The following is a 17,767-nucleotide window of genomic DNA, read 5'->3' as shown; positions in this document are numbered from 1 at the left end:
ATAATAAAATAAGAAAAGGTGGGTTTTATGAACGATATTAAGAGAGAATTAGAAATGGCAACGCTTCCTACGCTTCCAAGACGTAAGGATTATAAGATAGGGATTATTGGTGCAGGTTTTATCGTGCGAAATTGTCATCTGGTGGCTTACAAAAAGGCAGGATTTTATCCATATGCCATTAGTTCTCTGTCTTTGGAGCAGAGTAATGAGGTTGCTTCGTTGCATCAGCTGGAGAAGGTTTATGAGGATTGGCATGCATTAGTAGATGATGAAAGCATTGAAATTATTGATATTGCTGTACCTCCGCATGCGCAGCTTGAAATTGTGGAATATATCTGTTCGAAGAAGCACATTAAAGGAATATTGTGTCAGAAACCAATCGCAATGTCGGTAAAAGAGGCAAAGAAAATTGTAGAATTGGGAAAAGAGGCACAAATTCCAATTGCAGTTAATTCTAATATGCGTTACGACCAGTCCATGAGAGCCTTAAAATACATTTTAGACAAAAAACTGATTGGAAAACCAGTGATTGCTAGCATTGACATGAGAGCGATACCAGATTGGCAGGCATTTTTAAAGGATTATCATAAACTAGAAATTTATGCAATGGCAGTACATCATATTGATGTATTCCGCTATTTGTTTGGTGATCCCCAAAAAATTACGGCAGTGTGCAGAACGGATCCAAGAACCAAATTTGAGCATACGGATGGAATCGTTCAATATACTTATCAATACGAGGACGGACTTATGGCAACCAGTTTAGATGATGTGTGGGCATGGCCGGAGGAGCCTTGCAAGAAGCATAATTATATTAACTGGAGAGTAGAAGGAACAGAAGGTTTTGCAGAAGGAGATATTGGTTGGCATAAAAGAGCACCAGAATTTTGTGGAAGTACATTAAGGCTTACCTGTAAAGCTTATCCGGATCAGTGGATTGAACCAAAGTGGGATACGCAGTGGTTTCCGGATGCTTTTGTGGGTACGATGGCAAATCTGTTGTGTGCAGTAGAAAATAAAACCGACCCCGAAATCAGTGCAGAGGATAATGTAAAAACTCTTGCCTGTGTAGAGGCTTGCTATCAGTCAATTGAAGATGAGAAAACAGTTTATCTGTCAAACGTTTTAAACGAGGAGGTACAATAGTATGATTTCAGTAGGAATTTTTACAGGTTATTATCCATATACGTTAGAGGAAACTATTACAAAAGCAAAAAAGGACGGCATGAATTGTGTGCAGCTAGATTTAGAATTTAAGGATATTGATTTATCAAGAGGTCATATTACGAAAGAAAAAGCCAATCAGGTACGAGATGCATTTCGTGATGCCAATCTCCCGGTTGTCGCGATTTCGGCCTATACAAATTTGGTGCACCCAGATCCCGTTAAAAGAGAAGAGAATATCCATTATGTAAAGGAAATCCTTGCACATGCAAGAGACTTTGGAACACCATATGTGGTAAGTGAAACTGGAACCTATAATGTGGAAAGTGACTGGCTCTATGATCCAAAGAACTCAACTGAGGAAGCTTATCAGGAGTTTAAAAAAATTGCTTTAGATATTGCGAAATTTGCCTATGAGCATGATGCTGTATTCCTAGTAGAAAATTATGTTAATAACATTGTTGGATCAGTCGACCAAGTGGCCAGATTATTGCAGGAAATAAATCATCCGGGAATTGGATTATTACTAGATCCAACTAACTATTTTGATGATTCTAATATTGATGATGTCAATCCAACCATTGAGAAAATTTTCCATGTTTTGGATGATAAAATTAAGGTTGCGCATGCCAAGGATTGTAAGAGAGCTGAAAATACAGGAGAAAAATTCGGAGGTGGCAGTGCAGAACATAATAGTTTTCGTGGCGCGGGTGCAGTTGAACTTCCGGCTGCCGGTCTAGGAGTGCTAAATTATGAATTGTACGTAGAGAAGTTGTCCAAAACTCATCCAAACATTCCGATTATTATTGAGCATTTGGATGAAAGCGATATTCCAAGAGCTAAAAAATTCGTAGATGATACGCTAAAGAAAATGGGTGTATAGGTCTTAGTTTTAAGTCAGTTAATATAAAAATGATCAACGCATATGGTAACGGAGAAAGAAGTTTGACATATTAAACAAAGTCAATCAATCGTTCTCCTTTACCATATTTTTGTAATAACATTTAATCCTTTGTAAGAAGATTTCCGCTTTTTATCATCATTTCCTTAAGCTTTTGCAATTCGATATATTCAAGTACTGCACGTCGTCCATTATTACTTAGTGAGAGTACATCAGAAATCAGTTCTCCTGAGGTATATTCCCCAATTACTGCTTGATTGAGTGCATTGACACCTTGTTTACATGCAGTTTGCCCAAGTAAATAATCAGTTGAAACATCATAAAAATTAGCTAGAGAAATAACGGCACGAGTTTGAAGGTCAGACTCTCCTTGCTCACATCTTGAATAGTGTTGCTGAGTTGTACCTATTACTCTAGCAATGTCTAATTGTCTCAAATCCTTATCTTCTCTAAGTCCACGTATGATTTCATATGATTTTTTCATATATTCATTTCCCTACTCCTTTACATTTTATTTGTGTATTAAATAGTATCACACACTATATTGGTGTATTGACATAAACTTATAATTAATGTACAATGATGTTTAATACATTTATCATGTGTATATATGGTGGCTTTTATCCATTGCGATTATTTTACAGCAAATATCTAAAGTAAATATGGTATATTGATGAATTAATTTAATACATTTGCATATAAGGCATTACAGACTGACTCAATGTTATTGCGCGCATATTTGAGTCATTTTCCTTGCCTAACGAGCAATGACTTTTAATTAAAATAGGATAGGAATTTAGAGCATGTAAGAAGAAGGTGTCAGCAAAAGCTGATTATACTTGAGATACCAAATATTGCAAGTCCACAAATAAGGGAAAAGGACATAATACGCTTTCACATGAAGCTTAATTGCAAATAGACAATTGCGCAGTCGCTTATATTGAGTGATTACACCTTCTTATAAATTATGAATATTTGTTATACACATATTCTTTTAAGAAAGGTGAGTGAAGATGATTTTTAATAATTTAGGGGATGTATTATATATCATTCACGCGCTAGAGTCGATCAACACATCAATATGCATTACTAATACCAGGCAGGAAATTGTTTATCAAAGTTCAAGAAAAAATATTGCGCATAATTTGGCTGCAAATGACGTAAAAAGAGTTATCGAAACATTACAGCAGTCGCAGAATGCGAACTTTAAAATACAAATGATTGATGATTGGATTACTGCAATCACTTCTGTAACCCTTTTAATTGGAAGCGAGACATATTTGTTAGAATTCAAGCAGTTTATTTCAAGTTTATGGCATTTTAATACGGAATGTCATAATTTTGATAATATGTCAATACATCAAATTAAGGAGATGGCTATTACTGATTCTCTTACAAAACTTTATAATAGAAGATATATTGATGAGCGGCTGCCCATTGATATGCAAAGTTCGTTTGAATTAGACAAACCAATCAGTATACTGTTTATTGATATTGACTATTTTAAGAAAATCAATGATAAGAATGGACATGCAGCAGGTGACCAGATTTTGCAAGATTTAGCACTATTGCTTCAAAAGCAGTTTAATAAAGAAAATGGCTGGGTTGCCAGGTATGGGGGGGACGAAATTTTAATTTGTTTACCTGGATGTACAAATAAAGTCGCAAAAAGAATGGCTCACAGATTGAGAAAGACAATTGAGAAAACCGCTTTTCGCATTGCAAAGTCGGAAGTAACGATTACTTGTAGTATCGGGGTGAAAACGATCCTAAGAGATTCCGGTGTTACAAACATATCTGAACTTATGATAATGGCAGATAAGAACTTGTATCAGGCGAAGCAAGAAGGCCGAAATAAGGTAGTTTGAGAAATTACATCAAGCTTTGAATAAAAAGTCTAAAACCATGTTAATACGGTTTTAGGCTTTTTCTGGTTTAATAGGAAAAGCAGGTAATGATCAAAGGGGCAGCTTACGAACAATAATAAAATAGTACCAGAACAATTGTTTGCTTTGACTTGACTTAAGAGGTTGAGGATGTTAATATATTTTCATAACTTACTAGGAGGGTTACTTATGGAATATGTAATTGACAAAAGTAAAGTACATATCGTTATGGAAAAGAAAAATATAAAGACACAATCGGAATTGGCAGAAAAATTAGGAGTAACAAAAAATCAATTATCGGTTATTTTGTCAGCAAACAGCAACCCTTTAAAAAGTAATTATCAAAAACTTTGTGATGTTCTTGAAGTTAAACCAATGGATATCATTATTCCAAAAGAAATAGTAGAAAAAAAGAAAAAAGATAAGATTACTGGAAGTCGATTAGAATATGTTGATGTTACTGCTGTTAAGGCTAGTAGACATTATAATTCGGTTGAACTATTTGCAGGAGCCGGGGGATTAGCTTTAGGCCTAGAAATGGCTGGATTCCATGCACAGGGATTAATTGAAATTGATAAATACGCTGCACAAACTTTGAGAGAAAACCGACCTAAATGGAATGTAATAGAGGATGATATAGTTAAGGTATCGGAGAATGGGGTAAGGAATTATTTGACAAAAAATTGTGAAATTGATTTTGTCTCCGGGGGATACCCTTGTCAGGCTTTTAGCTATGCAGGACATAAATTAGGATTGGATGATGTACGAGGAACGATGTTTTTCTATTTCGCAAAAGTAATTAAAGATTTAAATCCAAAAGTATTTCTTGCAGAAAACGTAAAAGGGTTAACGACACATGATAATGGAAAAACTTTGCAAACAATGATTACTATTTATGAAAATATGGGTTACAATGTGACTTGGAACATCTTAAAAGCAAATAATTATGGTGTTGCACAAAAAAGAGAAAGAGTTGTTATAATAGGAATCAGAAAGGATATTGACATACAATATCGTTTGCCTAAGGAGTATGCGTACAAACCTGTTTTAAAAGATGCATTAAAAAATGTACCGGAATCAATAGGTGAAAAATATCCCGACAAAAAACGTAAAGTATTAGAACTCGTTCCTCCGGGAGGGTATTGGAGAGACTTACCAGAGAATATTGCTAAGGAATATATGGGAAAAAGCTATTATTCAGGTGGGGGAAGAACCGGTATGGCAAGAAGAATTTCATGGGAAGAACCGAGCTTGACATTAACATGTAGTCCTGCTCAAAAGCAGACTGAAAGGTGTCATCCAAATGAAACTCGACCATTTACCGTTAGAGAATATGCTAGAATTCAAAGTTTTCCTGATGAATGGAAGTTTTCAGGTTCAATGGGACAACAGTACAAGCAGATTGGTAATGCAGTTCCGGTAGAATTTGCTAAAGCAGTTGGTCTGTCAATCATAGATTTGTTAAATAAGGCAGAGGGTTAATCCTCTGCTTTTTCTATTTCTGCAGACAACCTTTTGATAACAGTCTCTAGTAGTTCGCGGCCATCATATTCAGAAGCAACTTCATCAATGGCAGTAGTTAATTCTTTATAGAAGTTACAGTCTCCAGTCAACCGATACCAAAAATCTTGTCCAATATATACGGGATAATCTTTTTGAATTTTTCTATAATGATTACTTAAATTTTTCTCTTCTCCATAAAAAACACCTACAATTAAGTCATTAAGACCTATGTTAAGATTGTTGGTTCTAGCTAAGTTTTTTACGCCTGCGAAGTGATCTGAGATAGTTTTAACATCATCCTTATTAATTGTGTTTGGTCCTGCTTTAATTTGGCAGTATTTTCTTCTTCCATCTGTAAAATCCTCAAATTCAATATCAATGCCTGAAGTAGTGGAAGCATAACCAGATAAGATATCACTGCAAAACTTTTGCAGGTTAGTACCGAAAGTGGTATTGATGGATGTGCCTAAAGCTCGTGCATACACCAAAGCAGTTGCCTTACTTTTGGGGGAATTATCACCTAATAGGAAGTTAGCCTTATAATTATCTAAAAAGGGATTAAGGTTAAATTCATTTAAATGTTCAAGCTTCAAAGTATTTTTACGATGATTTTCAGCAATTTCCTCACGGAAAAACTTTTTCCATTTCTGAATAATTTCTGTTTTCTGTTTTCGTGCAGCAATAATAGAACCAAGGGCATCTTTGCCCAATCGCTTGTATAATATAAATTCTGACTCATTTAAACCAAGAGTACCGTAATTATCTGAGCTTTCACATATAAGAGATACATGCTTATCAAATTCATCGTAGGATATCTCATTATTAATATATTTATCAAAAAAAGTGTTGTCCATTGTATGCCTCCAGATTAATGAAAAATTTAAGTATATTATACTTTATATATAATGTAAAGTAAAATAGATATAAATAAAAATAGTAACATCAGAATTCACAACCGCTTTTCATATGACTTTACTAATTGTAGGGTTTTATGATGAATTTAATCTATTATTTAAAAACACCTATAAAGCGAACAATAGAACTAAGAAATTGGATAAATTGAACTAAGAAAAAAATGAACCTTTTTTTTCGTGCGTTAAATAGTATAATTATAAAGCAGAAAAATTGAATAATTGGAAGTGTAATTAAACTGCATTAGGATCACGCGGGTTATAATTTTAACTAGAGAAGAAGCATATAAAAACGATAGATAAATACTGGGGAGACAAAAAACATGGTTATAATAAAAAAAGTAAGGAGACTTGTTTCGAAAAAAGTGAATCTGAATCACTTTAAAAGTAAATTATTTATAAAACTGTTTATGTCATATCTTATTATAATTACCTTATTTTTAGTAGCGTTTTCAGGACTTGTTATATATAATGCCACTTCGGTGTTTTTTAATAAGAAGAATCAGGAGTACCATCTAAAAATAGAGGCATTGGCCAATTCAATGGATTTGCAGGTGCTTAGTGCCAAGAATATCATAGCAAGTGTTAACAGCTCAGAAACGATTAGAATGATGTATGCCAGCACAGTGGTTGAAAACAAAGTAATGGATTCCTATTTACTCTATCAAGGTCTTGGTGAGCTTACAAGCATGAAAAAGCTTAGTAATAATTTAGATATTTTTAACATCATTGTCTTATTTAAGGGCTATAATAGGGCTTATACAGGTTCAGGCGTTATTCTTTTGAAGGATAATTATGAGGGTGAACTTAATGATACACCTTATTACAATGTTGCAACAGCTGGCGAGGTATTAGATATGCCTGATATATATGATTTAACTTTCAGCAAAGAAAACATTGTTTATGGTGATAATTATAGCTACTCCTCTACGAAAGGAATTGTAAATGGAACAATTCTTGCTATGTTTAACAAAAAAAGTTTAGAAAATAAGCTAAGCACCATTGTCGGCAAATACAATGGAATGACAATAAACTATAAGGAAAATACAGTCGTCAGTTATGGAATTTCGAAAGGAGTGATATTTTCTTGTATCTCCGGTGTAGATCGAAATCTGGTATTTCATATCTATATTAATAAAGAGGATTTTAAAATGGAACTGGATGATTCCGTTTATTTTGGAGTTGGATTTATTGTACTAACCAGTATTCTTTTCGTGTTAACAGCCTATGTGATGTCCAATCGGTATTATTCTCCCATTGATAACATTGTAAGCATCATTATGCCGCCCCAGTCAGAAGGCGATGAATTTGATCATATTATTAATGGAATTCAGACACTAATTGGTGAAAGAAACGGTTATCGGGAAAAGATGGTTACGATATCTCCGTATGCCAGGCAAGGTATGCTCCATGGTATTTTAAACGGAAACATGGAACAGGACAGGCTGAAAATACTAAGTGATAATAATTTTATTGATTTAAAAAAGCCATATTTTGAGCTGGTACTAGCTAATATTGATTATCAGGGAGCAGGACAGATTAGAGAGATTCACTATATGGATATGATAGATATTATACAAAGTGTATGCATTGGCTTATCAACGGAAGAAATACAGATACTATGCTATATTAAGGATAATAAAAATTTGTTTTTGATAACAAACAGCGAGGAAGAGCAACAATTAGAAAATACGGTCTACAAGCTTCATCAGGTCATTTTAAAGGAAATTGATGACGAAAATTTTATGATAACCTTTGGTGTAAGCAAGGTGCAAGACAATATAAATTATTTAAAAGCAGCGTGTCAGGAAACTATGGATGCACTAGACAATATGCTGACTGGTGGAAGAAATGCAGTATACTTTTATGAAAGCTCCTATGCTGCTGATAAAAAGGATTACTATTTTCCTAAGGATGCGACAAGACGTGTGGCTAAGGACTTCAGGGACAGAAATATGACAGATTTAAAAAAATTTCTGGACGAAATATATAAAAACAATATGGATAAATACGATGCTACACCAAGAACCATTCGACTATTGGTGGATGAATTACATATAGCCACATTAAATGCTTTGAAGATTAATAATGTCTTTAACACGACGCAAATTCAAATTGATAAAATAGAGAATAATGTTACACTAGACGAAATTTTTAACTATTATCATGCGATTTACGAAACCATATGCAGTCAATTAGAAGATTTGGTCACTCCCAATCAAGATATTGAGAAGTTAAATCAAGATATTATTAATTACATGAAAGATAATTTTACCAATGCAGAATTATCGCTGGCTCATATTGGAGCACTTTTCGGAGTAAGTAATAAATACATTTCCCTTATGTGTAAGAATTGTCTTGGAGTGACTTACCTACAATATGTACAAGAAAAAAGAATTGAATATGCCAGCCACCTGCTACAGACCACCGAGTCGTCCTTAGAGCAGATAGCCGGTATGTGTGGCTACAGTAATATGTTGACCTTTCGAAGAAATTTTAAATCCATTATGGGTATGAATCCAAGTGATTATAGGAAATAAAAAAAAGACCAATAAAAAGGTTTGAAAAAATGAACCTTCGTATTGGTCTTTTTTTGATGCGGATGGAAATAAATTCCTAAAATGAACCATGAAAAAAATGAATCTTTTATAAAAATGTGCAAGTAGTACAATTGTGATATAGAATTTGAAAGATTCAGGGGAAAGTGCACAAATAGAATCAATAGTGTACTTGAATGGATTTGAAATATGACAAGGAGTGATCAAAAAAGAATGCTGAAAAAAAGTAATATTGTAAAAAAAACGAAAGAGGAAAAGCGGCAGGAATTTAAGAAGAACATTAAAAGAGATAAATTTCTCTTACTTATGTTTCTTCCAGTTGCCATATACTATCTTATATTTTGCTATCTCCCAATGACGGGGCTTGTTATGTCATTTCAAGATTTTAAGCCGGGGCACGGATTGCTTGGGATATATACGGGAGATTGGGTTGGTCTTAAATGGTTTCGGCAGTTTTTTGGCTCGACCTTTGCTTGGCAGCTAATAAGAAATACCTTTTTATTATCCTTTTATTCCTTACTATTTGGATTTCCCATACCTATCATATTTGCAATATGTATTACACAGATTAGAAATAAGCATGTTCAAAGAAGTGCACAGCTTATTACCTACTTACCATATTTTATTTCCACTGTAGTAGTAGTAGGTATGCTGACCAATTTCCTGTCTCCCTCAACCGGTATTGTGAATCAAATTATTACAAGACTTGGCGGTACGCAGATTAATTTCATGAGTACTCCGGGTTGGTTTCGCTCTCTTTATGTCATATCAGGTTCATGGCAGTCGTTTGGATTTAATTCTATCATATTTGTTGCTGCAATTATGGGTATTTCTCCGGAATTATATGAAGCAATGAGAGTAGATGGAGCAAATAAAAGAGAGCAGATTCGCTATCTGATCTTACCAATGATTAAATCAACTATTATTCTGCTTTTGATTATGTCGTTAGGCAACCTATTAAGTGTAGGCTTTGAAAAGGTGTATCTGATGTATAACTCCGCAGTATATGAAACGGCTGACGTCATATCTACCTATGTATACCGTCAGGGTATCGAAAATAAAAATTTCAGCTATGCGACAGCAGTAGGTTTGTTCAACTCACTGGTTGGCTTTACCATTGTTAGTATTTCGAACTGGTTTAGCCGCAAATTTAATGAAACCTCGATTTGGTAAAGGAGCAGCCATGAAAAGTCAGATAATAAAAAAGAAAAGCTTTTTAAATGAATTTTTAAATGAAGGATTCGGAGACAGGGTATTTGATATTATTGTAAGATTACTTGTATTGCTTGCAGTTATTATTACGTTGTATCCGTTCTTATATGTACTTAGTATATCAATTAGCTCAGGTTCTTCAGTAGCAAGAGGAGATGTCATCTTATGGCCTGTGGGCTTTGAATTTGATACATATAATATTGTTATGAAAAACAAGCAGCTTTGGGTTTCCTATGGCAATACTTTTTTCTATACCGCAGTAGGTACGTTTATGAATATAGTATTTACCTGTATAGCAGCGTATCCCCTATCCAGAAGACAATTTTTCTTAAGAAGAAAATTAAACTTTTTTATTGCATTTACCATGTATTTTAGCGGAGGGTTGATTCCGGGATATATGGTAGTTACAGGACTTGGCCTGTATAACAGTAGATGGGCAATGATTATTCCGTTTTTGCTTAGTGCCTATAATGTCATGATATGCAGGTCGGCAATGGAGGCAATACCAGAGGATTTATTTGAAAATGCAGCTCTGGAAGGCGCTAATGATTTCCAGATTCTATTAAAAATTGCTATTCCTCTGATTAAGCCGACGCTCGCAGTGCTTACCCTTTATTATGCAGTGGCAAGATACAATGATTTCTTCAATGCCATGCTATATCTGGGAAAAACAGAACTTCAGCCCTTGCAGATGTATTTGAGAAAAACATTGATTCTGGCATCAACAGAGATATTGCAGTCAGCAGGCGCCACAGGAGTGGCAGCAGCGGCGCAGTCAACCTTGAAAATCCGCTATGTCTGTATTGTATTGGCAACCATTCCAATTATTGTCATATGCCCGTTTTTGCAAAAGTATTTAGTAAAAGGTACCATGCTTGGAGCAGTAAAAGAGTAAAAATATAACCATGTATTATAATTAGAAAAGGTTGTTCTCGCACTATTGCTGGGATAATGATTCTGATTATTAATAAATCAAATTAATAGGAGGATTTATTTTATGAAAAAGATCAAGAAATTGACGACTATCACTCTTTCTCTTACACTGGCGGCAGCTTCACTGGCGGGGTGTTCAACAAGTAAAAGTGTAGAAAACAGTCAGGGAGAAAGAGAGGATACCTACAATTACACAGGAGAAGGGCCTATCACTGATCAAGAGAATGCATCCATTAGTATTTTAGCAACAAATTCATGGTATTCTACGGTAGACTTAACAAGTGACGATGCACTAATTGTTAAGGAAGTGGAAAAAAGAGCAGGTGTAGATGTAGATTGGACCATGATTGATCCAACAACTTATACCGATGCAGTTAGCCCGATGCTTGCATCTGGTACGGACTTACAAGATATCGTATCGTTGCCTGACCTTGATTTGAACTCATCCTATATTAAGTCAGCCTTATTTGAGCCGTTAGACACGCATTTTGACTTAATGCCTAATTACGAGGCTTATTTAGAGGCAAACCCAGAGGTCAAAGCATCTTTAACAGCAGAGGATGGACATATCTATTATGTTCCAACAATCGGACTTGCTGATAACTACCTGCCTTGCATTATGTACAATCAAAAATGGCTGGATCAGCTTAATATGGAACAGCCTAAGACCTTAGATGACTTTGTAACGATGCTTAGAGCTTTTCGTGACAACGACATGAATGGAAATGGGGATACTACAGACGAAATTCCTATGAGTGTGAAAGCAGATTTCTTGCCTAGTATGTTTGGACCTGCTTTTGGTCTTGACCTTGACAACGGTTTTTATGTGGATGAAAATAGCATTGTGCACTATGCGTATTATGAAAGTGAAAATTATAAAAAATATTTGAGCTTTTTAAATGAACTGTATACAGAAGGTTTGCTGGAAATGGAATATACTTCACTGACTCGTGATCAGATTACAGAACGATTTGCTCAAAACATGACGGGAGTAACATTTGATTATAGTTGGCAGATGTCACAATTATATAGCAAGCAGTTCCAAGAATATGACCAAGAGACGGGTATCGTTGTTGGAGGAGAACCACTTTCTGGAGAATATGAAGGCGCATATGTTGCAATTAACCCTGTAAAATGGATTTATGGTGTAACTACGGATAGTAAGAATCAAAATCTGGCGATTAAATTCTTGGATTTTGCTATGAGCGAAGAGTGTCAAAAGCTATATGCATGGGGAATAGAAAATGAAACTTACACCGTTACTTCAAAAGGAGATAAAGAATTTACAGAGAAAGCATTGTCTGACAATCTGTGGTTACAGACTTTAGGCATTAACCCGGCGTGTCTGCCTTACCATAATAGTATTGAAGCTACGAATGTATTACTGCCGCAATGGCATGTAGATATTGATGAGAAGCTGGCAACAAAGACAAGAAAACCTTGGCCTCAGATTTATGCAACACAGGAAGAAACAAGTGTGCTTTCTCAATATCTTGTTGATATAGAGACTTATGTAGAGCAAATGTCCGTTGCCTTTATTACAGGAAATACGAATATGAATGAATTTGATAATTATATTTCATCTCTAAAGAGTATGCATGTGGAGGATATTATTAAAATTAAGCAAGACCAGTATAACAGATACTTAGCAGCTTTAGAATAAATTGGATTGATCCAATTCCAAATGGGACTACTGTAGTTATGCAGTAGTCTCTTTCATATACCAGTAAATTTGGATTCATTTCCTGGTATATGAAACCCAACGAGGGGTATGGCAGGTACTTTTTCGAATATAGCGCACAATTAAAAGGAGAGATGGATTGATATGGAAAGCAAGAACCAAACTACAAACAAAAAGAAATACTATACCTGTAAGGAGCATTTTGATAAGCGTTTTGATAAGGGGAGAAAAAACAGGTTTATGGCAGAAACAAAGGAAGAATATTTTATCTGGAGAGAGAATACAAGAAAGCTTTTAAAGGATCTGATTGGCCTTGATAAAATGGAAGCCTGCGAGCCAGAAGCGCAAACGCTTGAGATTACTTTGCTAGAAGATGGTATGTTAAGAGAAAAGGTGGTGATACAGGTAGAACCGGATGTATATATGCCAGTTTATGTACTGATACCGCCTAAAATACGTGAGGATGAGATACAATGTTATCTTGCCCTGCCTGGACATATGGGAGCAGGAAAGTATAGTGTAGCAGGCTGTTATGATATTCCAGCCGCAGCCAAACAGATTAAAATATTTCATTATGATTATGGAATGCAGCTTGCCAGACTTGGCTATGTAGTGCTGTGTCCCGATATCAGAGGTTTTGGAGAACGAAGAGAAGAAGCACTTCAATCGGAGGAGGAGTATTCCTTTATCAATGGAAGCTGCTTTCATTTGGCACATATGGCTGAACCTTTGGGACAAACCGTAATTGGTATGAATGTATGGGATATGATGAGATTGTTGGATTATGTGAAAGAGCGGGGTGAATGGACCCAAAAAGGGGTCGGATGCATTGGATTCTCTGGGGGAGGTATGCTTTCCTTGTGGCTTACTGCGTTAGAGGATAGAATTGAAACAGCATTCATCAGTGGTTATCTATATGGCTACAAGGACTCTTTGCTTGGAATGAATGGAAATTGCAGTTGTAATTATGTGCCACATCTGTGGGAGCATGTAGATATGGGTGACATTGCGGCTTTAATGGCACCCAAGCCTGTTTTGATACAGTCTTGCAGAGAGGATCATTTGAATGGAAGCAGAGGTCTTGTCAATGTATACGAGCAGTTAAAAATTATGAGTAAGGCTTACATGATATTTGGCAAGGAGGAGAAAATTTTGCACGATATTAGAGAAGGGGGACATTGTTTTCACAGTGAAGCACTTGGGAAATTTTTGGGTATTGATAAATGCAGGAACAAATGTGTGTAAAAGGTTGACATTATCAGCCAGGTACCTTATCCTTTGGTCATGGGAGGTGATAAAACTTTTCTATATGAGCAAAATCAGAAAGAAAGGAAGAGATTAACTTGAGTGTAATTTTATCTAAAATGAAAGAGGTTTTTATTTCAATATTGCCAATCACCTTACTGGTAATAATTTTAAATTTTACATTAACACCGATTGACAGCATTTTAATGGCAAGATTCTTAATTGGAGCAGTTTTGATTGTATTTGGTCTTACCATATTTTTAATTGGAGTTGACATCGGAGTAACTCCAATTGGAAATACCATGGGAGCAATGCTCGCTAAAACAAATAAAGTCGGGATCGTAGTTGCAGTTGGGCTGATTCTTGGCTTTTTTATAACGATTGCAGAACCTGATCTTCATATACTTGCCGGGCAGGTAGATTCGGTTACGTCAGGTTTGATATCTAAAGTAGATATTGTTTTGGTGGTGTCTTTAGGAATTGCTGTTTTGCTAGTGCTGGGGTTCCTTCGTATAGTTTACAATATAGCACTATATAAAATACTCACTGTACTATATGGAATTATTTTAATTTTGTCTTTGTTTACCTCTAAGGAATTTATGGCGATTGCCTTTGATGCATCGGGCGCAACAACAGGGGCACTTACTGTTCCGTTTATTCTGGCGCTTGCGATTGGAGTATCAAACCTGAAAAAGGATAGCAAATCCTCTGAAAAGGATAGCTTTGGACTGGTTGCAATTGCCTCAGGGGGAGCCATTTTATCAGTTATGCTTATGAGTATTGTAACAAATGCAAATGAAATAACAGGCACGCTGGATGAAAATGAAGCTGTAACCGTATCTGTAATCGAACCCTTTATACAGAAGCTGCCACTGCTGGCAAAAGAGTCAATCATTGCTTTAGCACCTATAATCATTGTATTCTTATTGTTTCAAAAAGTTTCTTTTCATTTATCAAAACAGGCAGTTCGTAAGATTTTATTTGGAATGCTATTTACCTATATTGGTCTGGTGCTTTTTTTACTGGGGGTAAACGCAGGCTTCATGGAGGTAGGAAGCGTTGTTGGTTACAGCGTTGCGGCACTTGAAAACAAGGCTTATGTTGTCGTGATTGGCTTCATATTAGGTGTTGTTACGATTTTGGCAGAACCTGCCGTTTATGTTCTGACTCATCAGATCGAGAATGTTACAAGTGGTTATGTTAAGAGAAAGGCTGTTATGATAACACTTTCCATTGGCGTTGGTGTGGCAGTTGCATTGTCTATGATTCGAATCTTGATTCCTCAATTACAGCTATGGCAGTATTTACTTCCGGGTTATGTGATTGCAATCGCGATGATGTATTTTGTGCCCAAGCTGTTCGTGGGTATCGCCTTTGACTCAGGAGGTGTAGCCTCAGGACCTATGACGGCAACGTTTATACTTGCTTATGCACAGGGAGCTGCACAGGCAGTGGAAGGAGCAGATGTATTGGTGGATGGTTTTGGAATGATAGCAATGGTAGCAATGACACCATTGATTGCATTACAAATTTTAGGTTTACTATTTCAATTAAAATCAAAGAAAGGAGAGAAGAAAGCAAATGGATAATCAGGCGGAAGCGATAGATTTAATCTGTGTGATGATAGACTTTGGAATGGGCAGCAAAATTATTAAGTCAGCCAAGCATCATGGTATTATGGGTGCGACGGTAACTCTTGGACTTGGTACGGTAAACAATCGTATTTGGGATTTTATAGGACTGTCAGAGGTCAAAAAAGAAATTATATTTATGATTGCCAGACGAAAAACTGCCTATATAGCGCTAGAAGAGATGAATAAAGAATTTAAATTCTGTAAGCCAAATCATGGAATTGCTTTCACCACCTGCGTTGGTGAAGTAATAGGAGCCAAGTATATTATGGATGAGATGACAGAGAAGGAAAGAGTGGAGGAGCAGGTTATGTATCAGTCGATTACAGTCATTGTAGATAAAGGAAAGGGCGAGGAGGTTATTGACGCAGCAACAAAGGCAGGCTCCAAGGGTGGAACAATTATGAATGCAAGAGGCTCAGGTATACATGAAACCAGTAAGCTTTTCGCTATAGAAATTGAGCCGGAAAAGGAGATTGTTATTATTTTGTCTGAAATAGAAATGACAGATGCGATTGTTGATTCAATTAGAGAACATTTGAAAATTGATGAACCTGGAAATGGTATTATCTATATCCAAAAAGTGAATAAAACGTATGGTGTTTATAAATAAGAACTGAATTATTCAAAATATATGGAGTAAAAATAAGCTGGTTATAAGTATTTCTTATGACTGGCTTTCGCTTTTTTGTATTATACAAATTCCTACTGTTTTACTATAATAATACTAGGAGCAAAAAGTGCGTAACTATTCGTAGGTATCAGGAACAAAATACCTTTTGATCCCGATATACTATAATATAATTATGAAACAAGTAATGATAGCATGAAAAGGAGGAAATAGGTTGAAAAAACAAGATAATCGAATAAACACTGCGATTTCACCTTTGCAGGAAAGTAAAATCATGCGTGCCAAAAGGAATCAATCCATAGAAACAATCTGCATTCATGGTAAAGATTTAAGAAGAGCTGTCGACAATACGGGTGCAGTCAGTTTTCCGATTTACCAGACCGCGGCATATGCACATCCGGCAGTAGGAGAGAGCACCGGCTATGATTATTCCAGACTCCAAAACCCTACCAGAGAAGAAACAGAAAGAATCGTGGCCGATTTAGAAGAGGGAATTGATGCATTGGCATTTTCTTCCGGCATGGCAGCGATTACAACCTGCTTCGAGCTTTTTAAGCCAAATGATCATCTTATTGTGACGGATGATTTGTATGGGGGAACGATTCGTTTGTTAGAGCATGTAAGCAAAAAAAACGCTCTGGAAATATCTTATGCAGATACCAGTCAGTCCGATCATATAATTAGTAATATTAAGGATAATACGGTTGCTATTTATATAGAAACGCCAACTAATCCAATGATGAAGGTAACTGATATTGCAAAAGCAGCCAAAATTGCCAGAGAAAAAGGAATATTATTAATAGTTGACAATACATTTTTGACACCCTATTTTCAAAAGCCCTTATTATTAGGAGCTGATATTGTGGTACATAGTGGGACAAAATATCTGTGTGGACATAATGACACGATAGCCGGGTTTTTGGTTACCAATCAAGATGTAATAAGTGAAAAGCTTCGCTTTCTGATAAAGACAACCGGTGGGGGATTGTCTCCCTTTGATAGCTGGCTTCTTCTTAGAGGAATGAAAACCTTGGCTCTGAGAATGGAAAAGCATCAGCAAAATGCAATTTCAATCGCTCATTTTCTAAAGGAACATAAAAAGGTTGCACAGGTATATTATATTGGCTTATCTGAACATCCCTCCTATGAAATACAAAACAGACAAGGCAGCGGCTATGGAGGTATGCTTTCTTTCAGGGTAAATAGTGAGAAGACAGCAAAGCAGGTTCTTCAAAGAGTAAGACTGATTCAGTTTGCAGAAAGTCTTGGCGGGACAGAAAGCCTGATCACTTATCCGATTTATCAGACTCATGCGGATGTTGTGGAAGAAAAGAGAAAGGAACAAGGAATTGATGAATGTCTGCTGCGTATTTCAGTAGGGATTGAGAATGAAATGGAATTAATTGCCGATTTAAATCAGGCATTGGGGTAAAATAGGAGAAAAAAAGACAAAATAGGGTAAAAAAGTACAAAATATTAAAATTTTTAACATAAAGCATTGCAAATCTTAA

General features: G+C 35.8%; 14 protein-coding genes. 12 read left to right on the top strand and 2 right to left on the bottom strand.

Features of this window, described 5'->3' with window-relative positions:
* Positions 1 to 27: 27 nt before the first annotated feature.
* Entirely contained in the window at positions 28 to 1,146 is a 1,119-nt protein-coding gene (locus C8E03_RS16910) for a Gfo/Idh/MocA family protein (protein WP_094378374.1), read from the top strand.
* 1 nt (position 1,147) lies between these two features.
* Positions 1,148 to 2,047 (top strand): sugar phosphate isomerase/epimerase family protein, encoded by a 900-nt coding sequence (locus C8E03_RS16905; protein ID WP_094378373.1) that lies wholly within the window; start codon positions 1,148 to 1,150, stop codon positions 2,045 to 2,047.
* A 121-nt stretch (positions 2,048 to 2,168) separates the two neighbouring features.
* Here the strand turns inward: C8E03_RS16905 and C8E03_RS16900 are convergent, their stop codons facing one another.
* On the bottom strand, positions 2,169 to 2,549 hold the full coding sequence (locus C8E03_RS16900; protein ID WP_094378372.1) for a helix-turn-helix domain-containing protein: 381 nt from the start codon (positions 2,547 to 2,549) through the stop codon (positions 2,169 to 2,171).
* A 529-nt stretch (positions 2,550 to 3,078) separates the two neighbouring features.
* Here C8E03_RS16900 and C8E03_RS16895 point away from each other — a divergent pair.
* Together C8E03_RS16895 and dcm are read left to right on the top strand one after the other, a co-directional pair.
* Entirely contained in the window at positions 3,079 to 3,933 is an 855-nt protein-coding gene (locus tag C8E03_RS16895; protein ID WP_094378371.1) for a GGDEF domain-containing protein, read from the top strand.
* Positions 3,934 to 4,140: 207 nt separating this feature from the next.
* Positions 4,141 to 5,433, top strand: coding sequence for a DNA (cytosine-5-)-methyltransferase (gene dcm / locus C8E03_RS16890; RefSeq protein WP_170123040.1), 1,293 nt, complete (start codon positions 4,141 to 4,143; stop codon positions 5,431 to 5,433).
* Here dcm and C8E03_RS16885 read toward each other — a convergent pair.
* Entirely contained in the window at positions 5,430 to 6,308 is an 879-nt protein-coding gene (locus C8E03_RS16885; RefSeq protein ID WP_094378370.1) for a PmeII family type II restriction endonuclease, read from the bottom strand. The genes dcm and C8E03_RS16885 overlap by 4 nt on opposite strands.
* 380 nt (positions 6,309 to 6,688) lie before the next feature.
* On the opposite strand from C8E03_RS16885, the gene C8E03_RS16880 reads away from it, so the two are divergent.
* The 8 genes from C8E03_RS16880 to C8E03_RS16845 all read left to right on the top strand — a co-directional run bounded on the left by C8E03_RS16880 (position 6,689) and on the right by C8E03_RS16845 (position 17,688).
* On the top strand, positions 6,689 to 8,905 hold the full coding sequence (locus C8E03_RS16880; protein WP_094378369.1) for a helix-turn-helix domain-containing protein: 2,217 nt from the start codon (positions 6,689 to 6,691) through the stop codon (positions 8,903 to 8,905).
* Between the two features lie 231 nt (positions 8,906 to 9,136).
* Positions 9,137 to 10,096, top strand: a complete 960-nt coding sequence (locus C8E03_RS16875; protein ID WP_094378368.1) for an ABC transporter permease — start codon at positions 9,137 to 9,139, stop codon at positions 10,094 to 10,096.
* A gap of 10 nt (positions 10,097 to 10,106) precedes the next feature.
* Complete coding sequence (locus tag C8E03_RS16870; RefSeq protein WP_094378367.1) at positions 10,107 to 11,030, top strand: carbohydrate ABC transporter permease; 924 nt, start codon at positions 10,107 to 10,109, stop codon at positions 11,028 to 11,030.
* Positions 11,031 to 11,132: 102 nt separating this feature from the next.
* On the top strand, positions 11,133 to 12,731 hold the full coding sequence (locus C8E03_RS16865) for an extracellular solute-binding protein (RefSeq protein ID WP_110291670.1): 1,599 nt from the start codon (positions 11,133 to 11,135) through the stop codon (positions 12,729 to 12,731).
* 162 nt (positions 12,732 to 12,893) lie between these two features.
* Positions 12,894 to 13,994, top strand: coding sequence for an alpha/beta hydrolase family protein (locus C8E03_RS16860; protein WP_110291669.1), 1,101 nt, complete (start codon positions 12,894 to 12,896; stop codon positions 13,992 to 13,994).
* 98 nt (positions 13,995 to 14,092) lie between these two features.
* Positions 14,093 to 15,583 (top strand): DUF1538 domain-containing protein, encoded by a 1,491-nt coding sequence (locus C8E03_RS16855; protein WP_110291668.1) that lies wholly within the window; start codon positions 14,093 to 14,095, stop codon positions 15,581 to 15,583.
* Positions 15,576 to 16,238, top strand: a complete 663-nt coding sequence (locus C8E03_RS16850; RefSeq protein ID WP_110291667.1) for a P-II family nitrogen regulator — start codon at positions 15,576 to 15,578, stop codon at positions 16,236 to 16,238. Before C8E03_RS16855 ends, C8E03_RS16850 begins: the two co-directional genes overlap by 8 nt.
* Before the next feature lie 292 nt (positions 16,239 to 16,530).
* Positions 16,531 to 17,688, top strand: coding sequence for a trans-sulfuration enzyme family protein (locus C8E03_RS16845; protein ID WP_094378440.1), 1,158 nt, complete (start codon positions 16,531 to 16,533; stop codon positions 17,686 to 17,688).
* Positions 17,689 to 17,767 lie beyond the last annotated feature (79 nt).

The sequence above is a fragment of the Lachnotalea glycerini genome, assembly GCF_003201285.1.
In the GTDB taxonomy this organism is placed as follows: Bacteria; Bacillota; Clostridia; order Lachnospirales; family Lachnospiraceae; genus Lachnotalea; species Lachnotalea glycerini.
This window is presented reverse-complemented; position numbering and strand designations above follow the sequence as displayed.